Genomic DNA, 19,507 nt, shown 5'->3' with positions numbered 1-19,507 from the left:
AGGGGAACGGCTGCTCTCGGTGATCTTTCGCCATATTCGTCCGTGCCTGCGGGGTGACCCGGCCGCCGCGGGGGAGAGTGGGCGGATCACCCACATCCGCCGCCGGGGAGACGATGGAGCCGCTGCTCGTCCTGCACGGGGTGGCGGCGCTCTGCGCTCCAGCGTTGGCGCGCCGCCTCGGCCGCGGCGTGTTCCCGGCGCTGGCCGTGCCACCGGCGTGCGCGTTCGGGTGGACGGTGTGGGCGGGGATCGGCGGACTACCGGTGGCGTCGTACCACGATTGGGCGCCCGCGCTCGGGCTGGGGCTGTCGTTCCGGGTGGACGAGCTGTCGCTGCTGATGGCCGCGCTCGTCTCCGGGATCGGCGCGCTGGTCATGATCTACTGCTTCCGCTACTTCGCCGTGGACGCCGACGGGCTCGGCCGCTTCTCCGGCGTCCTGGTGGCCTTCGCGGGCGCGATGCTGGGGCTGGTGGTCGCCGACGACCTGCTGCTGCTGTACGTGTTCTGGGAGCTGACCACGGTCTTCTCCTACCTGCTGATCGGCTACGACCCGGAGTCCAGGGCCAGCCGCAGGGCGGCGCTGCAGGCGCTGACCGTCACCACATTCGGCGGCCTGGCCATGCTCGCGGGCCTGGTGATGATCGGGCACACGGCCGGCACGTACCGGCTGTCGGAGATCGTCGCGCATCCGCCCTCGGGCGTCCTGGTCACCGCGGCGCTGGTGCTCGTGCTGGCCGGGGCGCTGTCGAAGTCGGCGATCTTCCCGTTCAGCATGTGGCTGCCGGGGGCGATGGCCGCGCCGACCCCGGTCTCGGCGTACCTGCACGCCGCGGCCATGGTCAAGGCCGGGGTGTACCTGCTGGCCAGGCTCGGGCCCGCGTTCGGCGACGTGCCCGTCTGGCGGTGGCTCGCCGTGCCCCTCGGGGTGCTCACCATGCTGCTCGGCGGGTGGCGGGCGCTGCGCGAGGACGACCTGAAGAGGCTGCTCGCCTACGGCACGGTCAGTCAGCTCGGCCTGCTCACCGTGCTGTTCGGCGTGGCCACCCGGGACACCGCGCTGGCGGGCGTGGCGATGCTGCTCGCGCACGCCCTGTTCAAGGCCGCGCTGTTCCTGGTGGTCGGGATCGTCGACCATGCGGCGGGCACCCGCGACCTGAAGGCGCTCAGCGGGCTGCGCCGGTCCATGCCGTGGGTGTGCGCGGCGGCCGTCGGCGCGGGGGCGTCGATGGCCGGGCTGCCGCCCTTCTTCGGCTTCGTCGCCAAGGAGGCGGCCTTCGAGTCGCTGCTGACCGGCGGCCTGGCCGACTCGCTGACGCTGGCCGGGATCGTCCTCGGCACCGCGCTGACCGTCGCCTACACCCTGCGCCTGCTGTGGGGCGCCTTCGCCGCCAAGCCCGGCCTGCCGCCCACCCCCGTCCACCCCACCGCCGCGACCATGTCGGCCCCCGCCGCGCTGCTGTCCGTCCTCGGCCTGGCCATCGCCCCCCTCTCCTCCTGGTACGGCACCGCGATGACCCCCTACACCACCGCGTTCGCCGCCCAGGGCCACGGCACCCACCTCGCCCTCTGGACCGGCGCGGCCGTGCCGCTGCTGCTGTCGGCGGCGGCGCTGCTGGCCGGTGTGCTGCTGTTCTGGGTCAGGGAGCCCCTGGCCAGAGTGGGCGTCGCGCTGCATGTGGTCGACTCGGGCCACGCCTACTGGAGCCTCGTCCGCCGCCTCGACCGCCTGGCCACCCAGGTCACGGGCGTCGCCCAGCGCGGCTCGCTGCCCGACTACCTCACCATCGCGCTGGTCGCCGTGGTCGGGGTCGGCGCGTTCTCCCTGGCCTACGGCCCCACACCACCGCTGCGGGTGGACCTGACCGCCTGGGAGCGCGTCGAGCAGCCGGTCATCGCGGTGCTGCTCGCGGTGGCGGCGGTGATGGCCCTGCGGGTGCGCGCGCACATCCTGCTGGCCCTGGTCGGCGGCCTGACGGGGTACGGCGCGGCACTGATGTTCCTCGCCCACGGCTCGCCCGACCTGGCGCTGACCCAGTTCCTCGCCGAGACGCTCAGCCTGGTGATCTTCGCTCTGGTGCTGCGCAGGCTCCAGGTGTACCCGACGGGCGGGCGGGCCAGGCTGCCGTTCTGGTTCAGGCTCGGCCTGGGCGCGGCCGTCGGCGTGGTCGCCTCGGGCGCCGGGATGCTGGCGCTGGCCGCGCGCACCGCCGTACCCACCGGCACGCTGCTGGCCGGGCCGGCCGAGCGGGCCGGGGCGCACAACATCGTCAGCGCCCTGCTGGTCGACATCCGCGCCTGGGACACGCTGGGGGAGAGCTCGGTGATCATCGTGCTCGCCCTCGGCGTGACCAGCATGGTCTTCCTGCGCCGCAAGTCCTACAGCCTGGAACGCGACGAGGGCCAGGCGGCCCCGCGCGCCCGCACGCACTGGCTGGCTTCGACGCTGCCGCAGGGGCAGCGCTCGGTGATCTTCGAGATCGTGGCCAGGATGACCTTCCACACCGTTCTGCTGCTGTCGGTGTTCCTGCTGTTCACCGGGCACAGCGCGGTGGGCGGCGGGTTCGCCGGGGGGATCGTGGCGGGGCTGGCGATGACCGTCCGGTACCTGGCGGGCGGGCGGTACGAGCTGGCCGCGGCCGTACCGGTGAACGCGGGTGTGCTGCTGGGGGTCGGGCTGCTGCTGTCGGTCGGGACCGCGGTGATCGGGCTGGTGTTCGGCGCCGCCGCGCTCGGCATGATCGCGACGGACGTCACGCTGCCGCTGGCCGGTCACCTGCACCTGTCCACCGTGCTGCTGTTCGACCTGGGCGTGTACATCTCGGTGGTCGGCATGGTCCAGGACGTGCTGCGCGCCCTCGGCGGGGAGCTGGACCGGCAGATCGAGGTGGGGACCTGATGACGGTCCCGTTCGCCGCCGCCGCGCTGCTCATCGCCGTGGGCGTGTCCCTGCTGCTCGAACGGAGCCTGGTCCGGGTGCTGGTCGGCGTCATGATCCTGGGCAACGGGGTGAACCTGCTGATCGTCACCGCGGGAGGCCCCGCCGGTCAGCCGCCCATCCTCGGCAGGTCGGCCCCCGACCGGATGGCCGACCCGCTGCCGCAGGCGATGGTGCTCACCTCCATCGTGATCACGCTGGGCGTGGTCGCCTTCCTGCTGGCCATGGTGCACCGCACCTGGCAGCTCACCGGCGGCGACGAGGTCCAGGACGACACCGAGGACCGCCTGGTACGGCTGCGCGCCAGGCGCGGCGAGCTCGGCGAGGCGGTCCGCTCCCGGCAGAAGGCCTACCAGCGGCTGGTCGCCGACCAGCGCGCCGAACTGGCCCGCCTGGAGGCCGACAGCCTCGCCCGCGAGCAGCGCGAGGCCGCCGACCTGGAGAGCCGCATCCTGGACGTGAACGTCGACCTGGGCCGCTGGATGCAGGCCCACAAGGACGAGGACCTGCCCAGCGACCGGGTCATGGAGCGGATGGACGAGGCGCGCCGCGAGGAGGAGGCGTCCATGCGCGACACCGACGAGCGGGTCCGGGATCTGCGCGAGGACTACGGGCGGCGGGAGCGCGAGCAGGCCGCGCGGGAGAAGGAGATGCGCAGGCGGCTGAAGGCCCGCCAGCGGGAGGCGCGCAGGCAGATGCGGGCGCTGATCAGGTCCGAGCGCGAGCGGCAGGCGCTCGCCCTGGACCCGGAGCTCGAGGGAGACGACTGATGCAGTCGCTGGTCGCGGTGCCCGTGATCCTGCCGCTGCTGGCGGCCGGGATGAAGCTGGCGATCGGCGGACGGCTGCGCCGTCTGCAGTCGATGATCAGCGTGCTGACGCTGGCCGGGGTCCTCGCGGTGTCGCTGGTGCTGCTGGTCGCGGCCGACGGCGGCGGCCCGGTGGTGGCGAACGTCGGCGGCTGGCCCGCGACCTTCGGCATCTGCCTGGTCGCCGACCGGCTGTCCACGCTGATGCTGGTGGTCTCCTCGGCGGTGACGCTCTGCGTGATGGTGTACTCCATCGCGAGCGCCTACGCCGACCAGGAGCACGACGCCCCGCTGGCGATCTTCCACCCGGCGTACCTGATCATGGTCGCGGGGGTGTCGGACGCCTTCCTGGCCGGGGACCTGTTCAACCTCTTCGTCGCCTTCGAGATGCTGCTCGGCGGCTCGTACGTGCTGCTCACCTTCGGCGGCACCCAGGCCAGGATCCGGGCGGGCGCCACCTACGTCGTGGTCGGGCTGGTCTCCTCGATGCTCTTCCTCATCGCGCTGGCCATCGCCTACGCCGCCACCGGCACGGTGTCGATGGCCCTGCTCGCCGAGCGGTTCGCCACCCTGCCCGGCCACATCAAGCTGCTCGTCGAGCTGACTCTGCTGATCGTCTTCGCGGTCAAGGCCGCCGTCTTCCCCATGTCGGCGTGGCTGCCCGACTCCTACCCGACCGCGCCCGCGACGGCCACCGCCGTCTTCGCCGGGCTGCTCACCAAGGTGGGCATCTACTCCATCATCAGGCTGGAGGCCCTGCTGTTCCCCGGCGGCCCGGTGTCGACGCTGCTGATGTGGGCCGCGCTGGCCACCATGCTCTTCGGGATCCTGGGCGCGGTCGCGCAGACCGACATCAAGCGCATGCTCTCCTTCACGCTGGTCAGCCACATCGGCTACATGGTGTTCGGCGTCGCGCTGTCCACCGTGCTCGGCATGGCGGGCGCCGTCTTCTACGTCGTGCACCACATCACCGTGCAGACCAGCCTGTTCCTGGTCACCGGGCTGATCGAGCGGCGCACCGGGTCCACCTCCGCCGACCGGCTCGGCGGGCTGATGAAGGCGGCCCCGCTGGTCGCCGTGCTCTTCTTCGTGCCCGCGATGAACCTGTCGGGCATCCCGCCGTTGTCCGGTTTCCTCGGCAAGCTGGCGCTGCTGCAGGCCGGGGTCGCCGACGGCGGCGCGCCGGCGCTCACGCTGGTCGCGGGCAGCCTGCTGACCAGCCTGCTCACCCTGTACGCGATGGCCAAGGCGTGGGGCAAGGCGTTCTGGCGGGCCGAGCCCCCGGGGGCGGTTCCGCCGCTGGGCGCGGTGCTGGAGAGCGAGGAGGCCACGGGGGAGGAGCCGGTCGTGACCACCGCCGCGCTGCCCCGCCCGATGGTGGGGGCGACGGCGGCGCTGGTGGTGCTGTCGCTGGCGCTGACCGTGCTGGCGGGCCCGCTGTCGGCGCTGGCCGAGCGCACCGGCGCCGAACTGCTCGACCGCGAGCCGTACATCGCGGCCGTCCTGGGGGGTGACCGGTGATCTCGCGCTTTCTGAGTCCCCGGGTGTTCGGCAGGTACGTGCCGCTGCCGCTGGTCGCCTGGCTCGTCGTGGTCTGGCTGCTGCTGTGGGGCGACCTGAGCGCGGGCAACCTGCTCGGCGGGCTGGCGGCCGGGGCGGTGATCGCCTGGCTGCTCCCGCTACCCGTGCTCGACCCCGGCGTCCGGATACGCCCGCTCGGCCTGCTGGCCGTGCTGCCCGTCTACGCCTGGGACATGCTGGTCTCCAGCTTCCGGGTGGTGAGCTGGGCGCTGCGGCCGGGGCCGCCGCCGACCGAGATCGTGGTCGTCCGGCTGCGCACCTCCTCCGAGTCCATGACCATGATGATCATCACCGCCCTGTCGTCACTGCCGGGCAGCCTCGTCGTCGAGGCGTACTCGGGCAGGAGGGAGCTGGTCTTGCACGTACTCGGGCTCACGGGGGAGGTCGGCGCGACCGTCCAGGCGGACGTCGACCGGCTGGAACGGCGCATCGTCCGCACCTTTGGCACCGGCGCGGACCGGGAGGAGCTCGGATGACGGCTGTCTACCTGGTGACGCTCGCGCTGCTCGGCTGCGCGGCCGCGATGAGCCTCTACCGGGTGGCGCGCGGCCCCTCGATGCTCGACCGGGCGGTGGCGCTGGACGTGCTGACCGCGCTCGCCATGTGCGGCATCGGCGCGGCGGCGGCCGTACTGGGCGACCTGTCCCCGATGCCGATCCTGCTCGTGCTGTCGCTGCTGGGCTTCGTCGGCTCGGTCTCGCTGGCCAGGTTCTTCTCCGGCAGGTCGCGGTGAACGCGCTCGACGTCGCCGCCGCGGGCTGCCTGCTCCTGGGCGCGGCGCTCGCCTTCGTCGCGGGCGTCGGCCTGGTCCGCTTCCCCGACACGCTGGCCCGGATGCACGCCGCCAGCAAGCCCCAGGTGGTCGGGGTGCTGCTGGTGCTGGCGGCGGTGTGGCTGCGCGAGCCTACGTGGGCCACCGCCGGGCCGCTGCTGGTCGTCGGCCTGTCCCAGGTGGTCACCGTGGCGGTGGCCGCGTACATGGTGGGCCGGGCCGCCTACCTGGCCGAGTCGCCGCAGGACCCTCCGGACGACTCGGCGTAGGGATCGTGTCAACAGCCGGGTCCTGCGCGTATGGAACCCGTCAAGAAGGACAAAAACACGCAAATCTGGGGCTTTGCTTTTCCTGCGGCCCCCACATCCGGGTGGCTTGCGAACAATGACCCAACTTAGGAGTGGGGATGGCTGACGTCATCTTCGTCGCCCTGACGATCGCGCTCTTCGTGATCTTCGGGCTCGTCGTGAAGGCGGTGGAGCGCCTGTGAGCGCCGTCAACGCCACCGGTCTCGTCGTGGCCATCGGCCTGGTGATCTTCATGGTCGTGGCCCTGCTGTTCCCGGAGCGCTTCTAGATGAGTACCACCGCAGCGGGGATCGTCTTCATCGCGTCCCTCGTCCTCGCGCTCGCCCTGACGCACAAGCCGCTCGGCGACTACATGTTCCGCGTCTACACCGGCGTCAGGCACAACGGCGTCGAGCGGGTCCTGTACCGCCTGCTCGGCGTCCGCCCCGACGCCGGGCAGCGCTGGGCCGTCTACGCCCGGAGCGTGCTGGCCTTCTCGGTCGTCTCACTCCTGGTCGTGTACGGCCTGCAGCGCCTGCAGGACAAGCTGTTCCTGTCGCTCGGCTTCGACCCGGTGCCCGACCACATCGCGTGGAACACCGCGGTCAGCTTCGTCACCAACACCAACTGGCAGGCCTACTCCGGCGAGTCCACCATGGGCTATCTGGTGCAGATGGGGGCGCTGGCCGTACAGAACTTCGTGTCGGCGGCGGTCGGCATGGCCGTGGCGATGGCGCTGGTGCGCGGCTTCGCCGGAAGCCGCTCCGACACGCTCGGCAACTTCTGGGTGGACCTGGTGCGCGGCACCGTCCGCATCCTGCTGCCGATCGCGTTCGTCGGCGCGCTGGTCCTGGTGGCCGGCGGCCTGGTGCAGAACTTCACCGCCCCGCACGAGCTGACCACGCTGGCCGGCGGCACCCAGACCATCACCGGCGGCCCGGTGGCCAGCCAGGAGGTCATCAAGGAGCTCGGCACCAACGGCGGCGGCTTCTACAACACCAACTCGGCCCACCCGTTCGAGAACGCCGCGTCGTGGACGAACTGGTTCGAGATCTTCCTGATCCTGCTGATCCCGTTCGCCCTGCCGCGCACCTTCGGCAGGATGGTCGGCCAGGTCAGGCAGGGCTACGCGATCCTCGCCGTGATGGCCACCATCGCGCTGATCAGCGTCACTCTGACCAATGTCTTCGAGCTGCAGGGCGACGCCACGGTGCCGCAGGCCGTGGGCGCGGCGATGGAGGGCAAGGACGTCAGGTTCGGCGTCGCCAACTCCGCCACCTTCGCCGCGGCGACCACGCTCACCAGCACCGGCGCGGTCAACTCCTTCCACGACTCCTACACCCCGCTCGGCGGCATGATGACGATGGTCAACATGATGCTCGGCGAGGTCGCGCCCGGCGGTGTCGGCGCGGGCCTGTACGGCATGCTCGTACTGGCCGTGATCACCGTGTTCGTGGCGGGCCTGATGGTCGGCCGCACGCCGGAGTACCTCGGCAAGAAGATCGGCGCCCGCGAGATCAAGCTGGCCTCGATGTACTTCCTGGTCACCCCCGTCCTCGTGCTGGTCGGCACATCGGTGGCGATGGGCAACAAGGACGGCCTGGCGGCCATGCTCAACTACGGCCCGCACGGCTTCTCCGAGATCCTCTACGCCTTCACCAGCGCCTCCAACAACAACGGCTCGGCCTTCGGCGGCGTCACCGTCAACACCCCCTGGTACGACGTGGCGCTCGGCCTGTGCATGCTGTTCGGCCGCTTCCTGCCGATCATCTTCGTACTCGCGCTGGCGGGCTCGCTGGCGCGGCAGAAACCCGTCCCCGACTCGGCGGGCACGCTGCCCACCCACCGGCCGCAGTTCGTCGGCATGGTGGTCGGCGTCACGATCATCCTGGTCGCCCTCACCTTCCTCCCCGCCCTGGCACTCGGGCCGCTCGCAGAAGGAATCAGCTAAATGTCCAGCCCAGTGCTCGAAGCGCCGGGACGTCCTCCCCGGGCGCGCAAGAACGGCAAGGTCGGCGGTGGCCTGCTCGACCCCAAGCAGTTGATCAGGTCGCTGCCCGACGCGTTCAGGAAGCTCAACCCGGCCACCCTCTGGCGCAACCCGGTGATGCTGATCGTCGAGATCGGCGCCGTGTTCACCACCGGCCTGGCCGTACTCGACCCCTCGTTCTTCGCCTGGGCCACCGTCGTGTGGCTCTGGCTGACCGTGGTCTTCGCCAACCTGGCCGAAGCCGTCGCCGAGGGCCGGGGCAAGGCGCAGGCCGACACGCTGCGCAAGGCCAAGACCGACACCCAGGCCCGCAGGCTGCGGGACGCGGCCCACCACGACCAGTGGGACCTCGTCGCGGCCCCCGAGCTGCGGCAGGGCGACATCGTCGTCGTCGAGGCCGGGGAGGTCATCCCCGGCGACGGCGACGTGATCGAGGGCATCGCCTCGGTCGACGAGTCGGCCATCACCGGCGAGTCCGCCCCCGTCATCCGCGAGTCCGGCGGCGACCGGTCCGCGGTGACCGGCGGCACCAAGGTGCTCTCCGACCGGATCATCGTCCAGATCACCCAGAAGCCCGGCGAGAGCTTCATCGACCGGATGATCGCCCTGGTCGAGGGCGCCAACCGGCAGAAGACGCCGAACGAGATCGCGCTCAACATCCTGCTGGCCGCGCTCACCGTCATCTTCCTGATCGCCACCGTCACCATGCAGCCGATCGCGATCTACTCGATGGCCCAGAACCCCGGCGTCGCCGACACCCTGGCCATCACCGGCGACGGCGTCAGCGGCATCGTGCTGGTCTCGCTGCTGGTCTGCCTCATCCCGACCACGATCGGCGCGCTGCTGTCGGCCATCGGCATCGCCGGCATGGACCGCCTCGTGCAGCGCAACGTGCTGGCCATGAGCGGGCGCGCGGTCGAGGCCGCCGGCGACGTCAGCACCCTGCTGCTGGACAAGACCGGCACCATCACCCTGGGCAACCGGCAGGCGTCGGAGTTCGTCCCGGTGCAGGGCGTCGGCGAGCGGGAGCTCGCCGAGGCGGCCCAGCTCTCCAGCCTCGCCGACGAGACCCCCGAGGGCCGCTCCATCGTGGTCTTCGCCAAGGAGCGGTACGGCCTGCGCGAGCGCGACGTCTCCCACGCCTCCTGGATCGCCTTCACCGCCCAGACCCGGATGAGCGGCGTCGACGTCGACGGCCGCCAGGTGCGCAAGGGCGCCGCCACCGCGGTCATGAAGTGGGTGCGGGAGAACGGCGGCCGCGCCACCGAGGGCGTCGGCCACCTCGTGGACGGCATCTCCGCCTCTGGCGGCACCCCGCTGGTCGTCGGCGAGGTGGTCGGCGGCCAGGCCCGCGTGCTGGGCGTCATCCACCTCAAGGACGTCGTCAAGCAGGGCATGCGCGAGCGGTTCGACGAGATGCGCCGGATGGGCATCAGAACCGTCATGATCACCGGCGACAACCCGCTGACCGCCAAGGCCATCGCCGACGAGGCCGGAGTCGACGACTTCCTCGCCGAGGCGACGCCCGAGGACAAGCTGGCGCTGATCAGGGAGGAGCAGCAGGGCGGCCGGCTGGTCGCGATGACCGGCGACGGCACCAACGACGCCCCCGCCCTCGCCCAGGCCGACGTCGGCGTCGCGATGAACACCGGCACGTCGGCCGCCAAGGAGGCCGGCAACATGGTCGACCTCGACTCCAACCCGACCAAGCTCATCGAGATCGTCGAGATCGGCAAGCAGCTCCTCATCACCAGGGGCGCGCTGACCACCTTCTCCATCGCCAACGACATCGCCAAGTACTTCGCGATCATTCCCGCGATGTTCGCCGCGGTGTACCCGGGACTGGACGCGCTCAACATCATGCGCCTGGCCAGTCCGCAGTCGGCGATCCTGGCCGCGGTCGTCTTCAACGCGATCGTCATCGTGGCGCTGATCCCGCTCGCGCTACGCGGCGTGCGCTACCGCCCGTCGAGCGCCTCCAAGCTGCTCAGCCGCAACATGTACGTCTACGGCCTGGGCGGCATCGTCGCCCCCTTCATCGGCATCAAGATCATCGATCTTCTGATCCAGTTCCTTCCGGGGATGTCATAAATGGAACGCCTGCCCAGTTGGGTCCGCCAGCACCTCGCCGCCGTCCGTGCCGTCGCCGTCCTCACCCTGATCCTCGGCGGGCTCTACCCGCTGGTGGTGACCGGAGTCGCCCAGGCCCTGTTCAACGACAACGCCAACGGCTCCCTCGTCGCCAAGGACGGCAAGGACGTCGGCAGCGCCCTCGTCGGCCAGAACTTCACCGACAAGGACGGCAACGCGCTCAGGAAGTACTTCCAGTCGCGTCCGTCGGCGGCCGGTGACGGCTACGACATGATGTCCACCGCCGCCAGCAACCTCGGCCCCGAAGACGTCCTGGACGTCCTGCCCGTGCCGGGAAAGGACGAGGGCAGGCGGTCGCTGCTCACCCAGGTCTGCGCCAGGTCCAACGCCGTCGGCGAGCTGGAAGGCGTCTCAGGCGCCAGGCCCTACTGCACCGGCGACGGCGTCGGCGCCGTGCTGAAGGTCTTCGCCGACCGGGCCGTCAGCGTCAACCAGGCCTGCCCTGCCGTGCCGTTCACGGCCACCTACCAGGGGCTGAAGGTCGAGTGCGGGAAGCCGGGGGAGGACTACGCGGCGGGCCGTACCGTGCCCGTGCGCGGGGACGTGCGTGAGGTCGCGGTGCCCGCGGACGCGGTCACCGCCAGCGGCTCGGGGCTCGACCCGCACATCTCGCTCGCCTACGCCGAGCTCCAGGCGCCCCGGGTGGCCAAGGAGCGCGGGCTGGGCGTGGAGCGGGTGCGGGGGCTCGTCGCGGAGAACACCACCGGGCGGGCGCTCGGGTTCATGGGCGAGCCCGCCGTCAACGTGCTCCGGCTCAACCTGGCCCTCGACAAGGGGGAGTGATCGCCGTGCCGCGCGGGCGGCTGCGGATCTACCTCGGCGCGGCCCCCGGGGTGGGCAAGACCTTCGCGATGCTCGGCGAGGGCCGCCGGGGGCTGGCGCGCGGAAGGGACGTGGTCGTGGGTCTCGTCGAGACCCACGGCCGCCCCCACACCGCCGAACTGCTCGACGACCTGGAGATCGTCCCCCGCAGGCCGATGACCCACCGGGGGACGGCCTTCACCGAACTGGACGTCGCCGCCGTCATCGCCAGGGCGCCGCGGGTGGTCCTGGTCGACGAGCTCGCGCACACCAACGTGCCGGGCTCGCGCAACGCCAAACGCTGGCAGGACATCGAGGAGATCCTCGACGCCGGCATCGACGTCGTCTCCACCGTCAACATCCAGCACCTGGAGTCCGTCAACGACGTCGTCCAGCAGATCACCGGCATCCCGCAGCGCGAGACCGTGCCCGACGAGGTCGTCCGCCGCGCCGACCAGGTCGAACTGGTCGACATGGCGCCGGAGGCGCTGCGCCGCCGGATGGCGCACGGCAACGTGTACGCGCCGGAGAAGGTGGACGCGGCGCTGTCCAACTACTTCCGGGTCGGCAACCTGACCGCGCTGCGGGAGCTGGCCCTGCTCTGGGTGGCCGGGAAGGTCGACGAGCAGCTCGACCGCTACCGCGCCGAGCACGGCATCGCCGGCACCTGGGAGGCGCGCGAACGCGTCGTCGTCGCCCTGACCGGCGGCCCCGAGGGCGACACGCTGATCCGGCGCGCCGCCCGCGTCGCCGCCCGGACCAAGGGCGCCGACCTGCTCGCCGTCCACGTCACCCGGGCCGACGGCCTGACCGGCGGCGACCCGGCCGGCCTGACCCGCCAGCGCACGCTCGTGGAGAGCCTCGGCGGCACCTACCACCAGGTCGTGGGCGACGACGTCCCGCGCGCCCTGCTCGACTTCGCAGGCGGCGTCAACGCCACCCAGCTCGTCCTCGGCGCCTCCCGGCGCGGGCGGTTCGCGCAGATCCTCTCCCGGGGGGTCGGCGTCACCACGACCGCGCTGTCCGGCTCCATCGACGTCCACATGATCACCCACGCGGAGGTGCGCAAGGGGCGCACCCACCCCGCGCGGGCGCGGGCCGCGCTGACCCGCACGCGGCGGCTGGCCGGCTGGGCCGTCACCGTGCTCGGCGTGCCCGCGCTCGCCGCCGCGCTGCTGCCGTTCCGGGACGACCTGGCGCTGCCCAGCGAGATCCTGCTGTTCCTGCTCATGGTCGTCGGGGTGGCGCTGATCGGCGGGATGTGGCCGGCGCTGACCGCCGCCGTCGGCGGATCGCTGCTGCTCAACTACTACTTCACGCCGCCGATCGGCGAGTTCACCATCTCCGATCCGGAGAACCTGTTGGCCCTGGTCGTCTTCATCCTGGTGGCCGCGGCGGTGAGCGTCATCGTGGACGTGGCGGCGCGCCGTACCAGGGAGGCCGCCAGTGCCACCGCCGACGCGGAGGTGCTCTCCACGCTGGCCGGGCATGTGCTGCGGGGCGAGGCCGCGCTGCCGTCGCTGCTCGCGCGGCTGCGCGAGACCTTCGGGCTGGCCTCGGTCACGCTGCTGGAGCGGGTGGGCGCGCCGGTGCCCGACGACCACTCCGAGCCCGAGGCGTGGCGGATCGTGGCGACCACCGGCGGCGCGCCCACCACCTGCCCCGGCGTGGCCGACACCGACGTGATGATCGACGGCGACCTGGTGCTGGCCGCCCGCGGGCGGCTCATGGACGCCTCCGACCGCAGGGTCCTGGAGGCGTTCGCCGCCGAGGCCGCCGTGGCGCTGCGCCAGGAACGGCTGGAGGAGGAGGCGGGGCAGGCCAAGCCGCTGGCAGAGGCGGACCGGATGCGCACCGCGCTGCTCGCCGCCGTCAGCCACGACCTGCGCACGCCCCTCGCCTCGGCCAAGGCCGCGGTGGAGAGCCTGCGCAACACCGGCATCGCCTGGTCGGCGGAGGACCGCGCGGAACTGCTGGCCACCGCCGACGAATCGCTGGCCAAGCTGGACAGGCTGGTCGCGAACCTGCTCGACATGAGCCGCCTGCAGGCCGGGGTGCTCGGGCTCGACCTGCAGCCGGTGGCCCTGGAGGAGGTCGTGCCCCGCGCCGTCGACGACCTCGGGCCGCTGCGCGAGCGCGTCAAGGGCGAGGTCCCGTTCGAGCTCCCCGAGGTCGTCGCCGACCCGGCCCTGCTGGAACGGGTGCTGGTCAACCTCATGTCCAACGCCGTGCGCTACAGCCCGGCGGACTCCGCGGTGATGGTCACCGCGAGCCGGCACGCCGACCGGGTGGAGATCCGGATCATCGACCGGGGGCCCGGCATCCCGCCCGAGGCGCACGACCGGGTGTTCATGCCGTTCCAGCGGCTCGGCGACCGTGACAACCATGCGGGTGTCGGCCTCGGTCTCGCGCTCTCCCGGGGGCTGGCCGAGGCGATGGGCGGCGGCCTGGTACCCGATGAGACACCAGGGGGAGGTCTCACCATGATCCTGACACTGCCCGTCTCCGAGTTCGCCGCGCCGGTGCCGTCGTGACGCGCGTGCTGGTCGTCGACGACGAGCCGCAGATCCTCCGGGCGCTGCGGATCAACCTCGTCGCGCGGCACTACGACGTGCTGGTCGCCGCCGACGGCGCGACGGCGCTGCGGCTGGCCGCCGACTCCCACCCCGACCTGATCGTCCTCGACCTCGGCCTGCCGGACCTGGACGGGGTCGAGGTCATCCACGGGCTGCGCGGCTGGACCGGCATCCCGATCATCGTGCTGTCCGGGCGGGCCGGGAACCAGGACAAGGTGGACGCCCTGGACGCCGGGGCCGACGACTACGTGACCAAGCCGTTCGGCATCGACGAGCTGCTGGCCCGGATCAGGGCGGTGGCCCGGCGTACCTCCGCCCAGGAGGCCGAGCTGGCCCAGATCGCGGTCGGCGCGCACATCGTCGACCTGACCGGCAAGACCGTCTCCGGAGGGGTACGGCTGACGCCCACCGAGTGGCACATCCTCGAGATCCTCATCCGCAACCCAGGCAAGCTGGTCAGCCAGCGGCAGTTGCTGACGGAGGTGTGGGGGGTGAAGTACCTCAAGGAGACGCACTACCTGCGGCAGTACATGGCCCAGCTCAGACGCAAGCTGGAGCGCGATCCCGGCCATCCGGCGCACCTGATCACGGAGCCGGGGATGGGGTACCGCTTCAAACCCTGATGACGCGTGGTCTGTCCTGGCTTGCTGGGCTATGGTCGGCAGCATGACGGGCTCGTGGCGTGTACCACGCGGGTCCACCGCCTTCTTCCTGGTGGTGGGCCTGGTCCTGCTCTCCTTCCTGCTGCTCGGCTCCAGCCCCGCCTGGTACGGCAGCGACCCCGCCCACCGCTCCGCCGACGTGAGCGCCGACCAGTGGACCCCCGGCGCCTGGGACACCCAGGCGAGCGACCTGCCGCAGCTCACGGCCGGAGCCCGCGAGCAGGTGCCGCCGCTGTGGCCGCCGTCGCGCCGCTCGGAACGGCCCGAGGCCGCCGACCCGATGCCCGCGACCCACGACGGCTGGCCGGACCCCGGCACCGCCGCCAATCCCCGGCAGACTCCCCACCGCACCGCGGGCTCGCGCAGCCCACCCCCGCGCTGAGCCGGTCGGACCGTCCAACTCTCCGGCTTCGCGGCGCGAACCGGACGTGAGACCGCGCCAGGCGCGGCCCGCCGAGCCGTATCCCGGCTCGATCCTCGTCACACCCCCGGGGTGTCGTCATTCGCCTGAACAGGGAGTCGATGTCGTCATGGCGGACATCAGATCAGTGCACGCGCTCATGCAGGACTACCAGCGGCACCTGGCGCACCTGGAGGAGCTGCGCGGGCTGCTGCGGGAGCGGCTGGAGGTGGCCAGGTCGGCGGGCGGCCGGTCGGCCGGCCGCGCGGTACGGCTCATCGCCGAGATCGAGGCGGCCATCGAGCGGATGGACAGCGGACGGTACGGCACCTGCCTGCGCTGCGGCACCTTCATCGCGCTCGACCAGCTCAGGAACGCGCCGCACCGGCAGGAGTGCGTCGAGTGCGGCAACCGGGCGGCGGCATGAGCGGCGCGTACGTGGTCATCGACCTGGGCACCGCCAGAACCCGGTCCCTGGTGTCCGGCGGCCCCGCGATCACCGACCGCCCCTCCTCGGCCCCCCACCGGGCACCCGGTCCCGCGGACGCGGGTGTGCTCGCTGAGCCCGGTCTCGTCTGGCCGGTGCGGCACGGGATGGTCGCCGACATGGCGGCGTGCGCGCGGCTGGTGCGTGCCGTCATGCGGGACGCGGCCCGGGACGGCGCCCGGCCTCTGGAGCGGGTGCTGGTCGGGGTGCCGGTGGCCGCGTCCGATCTCGATCGGCGGGCCGCGCGGGCGGCCGTCGGGAGCGTCGCCGGATGCCCGGTCTCGCTCGTCGAGGAGCCGCTGGCGGCGGCCGTGGGCAGCGGTCTCGACGTGACGGGGCCGCGGCCCAGGCTGCTGATCGACGTGGGGGCGGGGATCGTCGAGGCCGTCGTCATCCGGGACGCCGGGGTCGCCGACGCCGGGGCCGTACAGATCACCCTGCGCTCCTCCGCCGGCCTGCCCGGGCACGACCTGGAGCGGGTCGTCGCCATGGTGGGCGACCTGATCGGGCGGCTGCCGGCCGGCGACCGGGCGGCGGCTCGGGCCGGGGTCCGGCTCACCGGGGGCGGGGCCGCGCAGCCGGAGCTGGCCCAACGGCTCCGCACCGCGCTGCGCGTCACCGCCACCCCGGCCCGCGAACCCGCGCACGCCACGGTGAAGGGCCTGGCCACGCTGGGCCGCCTCGCCGGTCACCCGAATATCACGGAATGATCATGATCGAGGGCCGGCTGTGACGGGAAGGCGGTCGTTGCGGTATACCTCCTGGGATGAGGGGGACTCAGCCGCTGCAGCCATCGGATCCGACGGTCATCGGGCGCTTCCGCCTGACCGCCAAGCTGGGCAGCGGCGGCCAAGGGGTCGTCTATCTCGGCGAGGACGAGTCGGGGCGGCTGGTCGCGGTCAAGGTGCCGCATCTGCCCGCGTGGGCCGACGCCGAGATGCTGGCCAGGCTCGCGCGGGAGCTGGAGATGGCTCGCCGTACCACGCCCGCCTTCACGGCCAGGGTCGTCGAGGCCGACCTGGAGAGCTCCCCGCCGTACATCGTCAGCGAGTACATCGACGGCCCGAGCCTGCGTGAGCTGGTCGCCGACCGGGGTCCGCTGCACCCGGACGCGGTGCACCGGCTGGCGACCGGGCTGGCGACCGGCCTCGCCGCCATCCACCAGGCGGGCATCGTGCACCGCGACGTCAAGCCGGACAACGTGCTGATGGGCCCCGACGGCCCGCGCCTGATCGACTTCGGCATCGCGCGCCTGCCGGACGGCACGATGACCTCGACCGGCGAGCTGGTCGGCACACCGCTGTACATGGCGCCGGAGGTGTTCGAGGGGGAGCGGGCGAGCGCGGCGGCCGACGTGTTCGCGTGGGGTGCCGTGGTCGCCTACGCGGCACGCGGCAGGCACGTGTTCGAGGGTGGCGAGATGGCCGCCGTGATGCGGCGGATCGTCACGGACGAGCCCGACCTCGGGTTCATCCCCGACAGCATCCGGCCGGTCGTGGCCGCGGCACTGGCCAAGCGGCCCGCCGACCGGCCCGGCTCGACGGACATCCTGCTCCGGCTGGTCGGCGGCGCCCCGGCCGGGGCCGACACGGAGGCGGTGCGCAGGAGCAGGGCCCGCCGCCACTACCGGACGGCGGCCGTCGTGGCCGCGGCCCTGCTGGCCACCGCCACCGCGCTGGCCTTCGTCCGGTACGGCGACGCGTCTTTCACCACCTCGGACAAACCCGTCACGACCATCACCACACCCCCGGCGGACGACGGGGGCTCCTCACCGCCCGACTCCGGCAACGACGGCACCCACGCCCCGGCCGCACCCGGCGACGGTTCCACCACCGACCCCGCCGCGCCCGGCGACGGCGCCACCACCGATCCCGCCCCGCCGGGCGACGGCGGCACCGCCGACCCCGGCCAGCCCCCGCAGACCGACTCCCCGCCCGCGGTCAGCGACGGCGACACCCGCGCCTACTACGACGTGACCCCCGAGGAACACGGTCGGCAGGTCAAGGAGTTACGCGCCGCCGGGTTCCGCCTGCTCTCCCTCTCCATCACCGACCGCGGGTACACCGCCCTGTGGCGGGAGGCGCCCGGCCCGCCGTACGTGACCGCCCACGGCCTGTCCGGATCCGCCTACCAGGACTTCTTCGACCAGTGGTCGGCCAAGGGCTACGCGGAGACGATCGCCGTCGCGCACGACGGGGACACGGGCCCGGTGTTCGCCTCCGTCATGGAGAAGAGCGGCGGCGCCTTCATGGCCTACCACGGCCAGACCCCGAGCCAGCTCAGCTCCCGCAACGCGCAGGCGCGCGGCGACGGCCTCATCCCGGCCTGGATCACCGCCCACGGCACCGAGGACGAGGTGCTGTTCAACGCCGCCTGGATCGCCAACCCCGAGGGCGCCGCGTGGAGCGTGACCACGGGCCAGAGCGCGCAGGAGTTCCAGGCCGAGTTCGACAAGCGCGCCCGCGACTTCCTCCGGCCGGAGGTGACGATCGCGCCGGACGGCACGTACACCGCGATCTGGAAGAAGTCGCGCACCGACTGGTACTGCTACAGCGGCATGACCACCGCCCGGCATGTGGCGAAACTGCGGGAGATGACGGCCAAGGGCTACCGGCTGACCAGGCTGGTCGCCTCACAGGTCGGCTCGGAGGTCCAGTACTCCATGCTCCTGCTCAAGGACTAGCGGCGGCACCCGCGGTGCCGAACGGGGTATCTCCACAGACCGTCCTCGCCGCGCCTGGCCACGTCGACCGGGGAGCGGGTCATGACCTGTTGATCGCAACACAGCGGCGGCGCAGGGAAAACGGTGTCGTTCAAGGTGCGGCACCCCCGCTCGCGTGTTGACGGAAGAGGGATGAAAGGATACGTTCCGGTAGATTTCGCGGTGGCCGAAGGGAAATCCGGTGAGATGCCGGTGCGGTCGCGCCACTGTAGTCGGGACGTACGAGCCCGCGAGCCAGGTCACTTGGCCGCCGCGACCTCACCTGTCGGGACGCGTCATCCCTGAGGAGGCTTGCCGTGAGTGATCTGTCCACTCCTTCCGTCGTTCCCCTTCCCCGCCTGCGCCCGTGGTTGCTGGCCGTGCCCGTGTTCCTGCTGATCGCCTACCTGGTCCTGATGGACAACGGGGCGATCTCGCAGACCGGTACCTACCTCCACGAACTCATGCACGACGGGCGTCACCTGCTCGGCGTGCCCTGCCACTAAGGGGCTGTCGTGGTACGCACCCTGCTGGTCAGGGGGCTGCTCCTCGGCCTGCTGGCGGGCCTGGTCGCGGGCGCGTTCGCGTTCGTGGTCGGCGAGCCGCACGTCGAGAGCGCCATCGCCATCGAAGAAGCCGCCTCGGCTGAAGCCGCATCCGGTGTCGCGGCCAACGCCGCGTCCGGGGCTGAGGCCGGAGCCGCACACGAGCATGAGGGCGGTACGGCCGAGGCCGCCCGAGGGCATGATCACGGCGAGGAGGCCGTGGTCAGCCGCCCCGGGCAGAAGGCGGGGCTGTTCCTCGCCACAGGTCTCTACGGCCTGTCCGTCGGCGGTGTCTTCGCGCTCGTGTACGCCGGGCTGCGCGGGCGCGTCGGACCCCGTTCCGAGGGCGGCCTCGCCCTGGCCGCCGCCGCGACGGCGTTCCTGGCCATCGTCCTCGTTCCCTTCCTGAAATATCCCGCCAACCCACCGGCCGTGGGCGATCCGGACACGATCGGCGACCGTACCCTCCTGTACGTCGTCATGGTCCTGGTCGGCCTGGCCGCGACCGCCGTCTCGGCGGCGAGCACCCGCCGCGTGTCCCGGGCCGCCGGCCCGTGGGCCCGGTGGGGGGTGGCCGCCGGGACGTTCCTGATCCCGGTGATCGTCGCGTGGCTCCTGCTGCCGAGGATCGACGAGGTTCCCGAGGGCTTTCCCGGGTCGCTGATCTGGGAATTCAGGCTCGCCTCGCTGGGCACCCAGCTTGTGTTCTGGGCGTCGTTCGGGGTGCTGTTCGGGCTGGCCTGCGACCGCGCCGCGCGCCATACCATCCCCGCGCCGGCGGGCGAACCCCTGTCCGCCCCGAGCTGAGCC

At 72.2% G+C, this 19,507-nt stretch carries 18 protein-coding genes and 1 riboswitch; all 18 genes read left to right on the top strand.

Annotated features, from left to right (window positions below; all coding sequences use genetic code 11):
- Positions 1–113 precede the first annotated feature (113 nt).
- The 18 genes from ABZ911_RS07250 to ABZ911_RS07165 all read left to right on the top strand — a co-directional run bounded on the left by ABZ911_RS07250 (position 114) and on the right by ABZ911_RS07165 (position 19,504).
- Positions 114–2,897: a Na+/H+ antiporter subunit A gene (locus tag ABZ911_RS07250; protein WP_358052855.1), complete on the top strand. Its 2,784-nt coding sequence runs from the start codon at positions 114–116 to the stop codon at positions 2,895–2,897.
- Positions 2,897–3,706, top strand: coding sequence for a Na(+)/H(+) antiporter subunit C (locus tag ABZ911_RS07245; RefSeq protein ID WP_358052853.1), 810 nt, complete (start codon positions 2,897–2,899; stop codon positions 3,704–3,706). The genes ABZ911_RS07250 and ABZ911_RS07245 overlap by 1 nt, the downstream gene beginning before the upstream one ends.
- Positions 3,706–5,265, top strand: a complete 1,560-nt coding sequence (locus tag ABZ911_RS07240) for a Na+/H+ antiporter subunit D (RefSeq protein ID WP_358052851.1) — start codon at positions 3,706–3,708, stop codon at positions 5,263–5,265. Before ABZ911_RS07245 ends, ABZ911_RS07240 begins: the two co-directional genes overlap by 1 nt.
- Complete coding sequence (locus tag ABZ911_RS07235) at positions 5,262–5,801, top strand: Na+/H+ antiporter subunit E (RefSeq protein WP_358052849.1); 540 nt, start codon at positions 5,262–5,264, stop codon at positions 5,799–5,801. The genes ABZ911_RS07240 and ABZ911_RS07235 overlap by 4 nt, the downstream gene beginning before the upstream one ends.
- The gene (locus tag ABZ911_RS07230; protein ID WP_358052847.1) at positions 5,798–6,058 is read left to right on the top strand and encodes a monovalent cation/H+ antiporter complex subunit F; all 261 of its coding nucleotides are present in this window, start codon (positions 5,798–5,800) and stop codon (positions 6,056–6,058) included. The genes ABZ911_RS07235 and ABZ911_RS07230 overlap by 4 nt, the downstream gene beginning before the upstream one ends.
- Positions 6,055–6,366, top strand: coding sequence for a monovalent cation/H(+) antiporter subunit G (gene mnhG / locus ABZ911_RS07225; RefSeq protein WP_358052845.1), 312 nt, complete (start codon positions 6,055–6,057; stop codon positions 6,364–6,366). Before ABZ911_RS07230 ends, mnhG begins: the two co-directional genes overlap by 4 nt.
- Positions 6,367–6,583: 217 nt before the next feature.
- Positions 6,584–6,673, top strand: a complete 90-nt coding sequence (kdpF, locus tag ABZ911_RS07220; protein WP_358052843.1) for a K(+)-transporting ATPase subunit F — start codon at positions 6,584–6,586, stop codon at positions 6,671–6,673.
- On the top strand, positions 6,674–8,335 hold the full coding sequence (gene kdpA / locus ABZ911_RS07215) for a potassium-transporting ATPase subunit KdpA (RefSeq protein ID WP_358052841.1): 1,662 nt from the start codon (positions 6,674–6,676) through the stop codon (positions 8,333–8,335).
- The gene (gene kdpB, locus ABZ911_RS07210; RefSeq protein ID WP_358052839.1) at positions 8,336–10,465 is read left to right on the top strand and encodes a potassium-transporting ATPase subunit KdpB; all 2,130 of its coding nucleotides are present in this window, start codon (positions 8,336–8,338) and stop codon (positions 10,463–10,465) included.
- Positions 10,466–11,308: a potassium-transporting ATPase subunit C gene (locus tag ABZ911_RS07205; protein ID WP_358052837.1), complete on the top strand. Its 843-nt coding sequence runs from the start codon at positions 10,466–10,468 to the stop codon at positions 11,306–11,308. It begins immediately after the preceding gene.
- Positions 11,309–11,313: 5 nt separating this feature from the next.
- Positions 11,314–13,860: a sensor histidine kinase KdpD gene (locus ABZ911_RS07200; protein ID WP_358053265.1), complete on the top strand. Its 2,547-nt coding sequence runs from the start codon at positions 11,314–11,316 to the stop codon at positions 13,858–13,860.
- Positions 13,857–14,525, top strand: coding sequence for a response regulator (locus ABZ911_RS07195; RefSeq protein ID WP_358052835.1), 669 nt, complete (start codon positions 13,857–13,859; stop codon positions 14,523–14,525). Before ABZ911_RS07200 ends, ABZ911_RS07195 begins: the two co-directional genes overlap by 4 nt.
- A 43-nt stretch (positions 14,526–14,568) precedes the next feature.
- The gene (locus ABZ911_RS07190; protein WP_358052833.1) at positions 14,569–14,946 is read left to right on the top strand and encodes a hypothetical protein; all 378 of its coding nucleotides are present in this window, start codon (positions 14,569–14,571) and stop codon (positions 14,944–14,946) included.
- Positions 14,947–15,094: 148 nt separating this feature from the next.
- Positions 15,095–15,391, top strand: coding sequence for a hypothetical protein (locus tag ABZ911_RS07185; protein ID WP_358052831.1), 297 nt, complete (start codon positions 15,095–15,097; stop codon positions 15,389–15,391).
- The gene (locus tag ABZ911_RS07180; protein WP_358052829.1) at positions 15,367–16,161 is read left to right on the top strand and encodes a rod shape-determining protein; all 795 of its coding nucleotides are present in this window, start codon (positions 15,367–15,369) and stop codon (positions 16,159–16,161) included. The genes ABZ911_RS07185 and ABZ911_RS07180 overlap by 25 nt, the downstream gene beginning before the upstream one ends.
- Positions 16,162–16,217: 56 nt before the next feature.
- On the top strand, positions 16,218–18,134 hold the full coding sequence (locus tag ABZ911_RS07175) for a protein kinase (protein ID WP_358052827.1): 1,917 nt from the start codon (positions 16,218–16,220) through the stop codon (positions 18,132–18,134).
- Positions 18,135–18,317: 183 nt separating this feature from the next.
- Positions 18,318–18,466, top strand: a riboswitch (adenosylcobalamin (AdoCbl) riboswitch).
- A 3-nt stretch (positions 18,467–18,469) separates the two neighbouring features.
- On the top strand, positions 18,470–18,658 hold the full coding sequence (locus tag ABZ911_RS07170) for a CbtB-domain containing protein (RefSeq protein ID WP_358052825.1): 189 nt from the start codon (positions 18,470–18,472) through the stop codon (positions 18,656–18,658).
- 9 nt (positions 18,659–18,667) lie between these two features.
- Positions 18,668–19,504: a CbtA family protein gene (locus ABZ911_RS07165; RefSeq protein WP_358052823.1), complete on the top strand. Its 837-nt coding sequence runs from the start codon at positions 18,668–18,670 to the stop codon at positions 19,502–19,504.
- Positions 19,505–19,507: the final 3 nt, after the last annotated feature.

Source organism: Nonomuraea sp. NPDC046570 (assembly GCF_040645915.1).
Taxonomy (GTDB): Bacteria; Actinomycetota; Actinomycetes; order Streptosporangiales; family Streptosporangiaceae; genus Nonomuraea.
The sequence above is the reverse complement of the archived record's forward strand: the minus strand, read 5'-3'. Positions and strand labels throughout refer to the sequence as shown.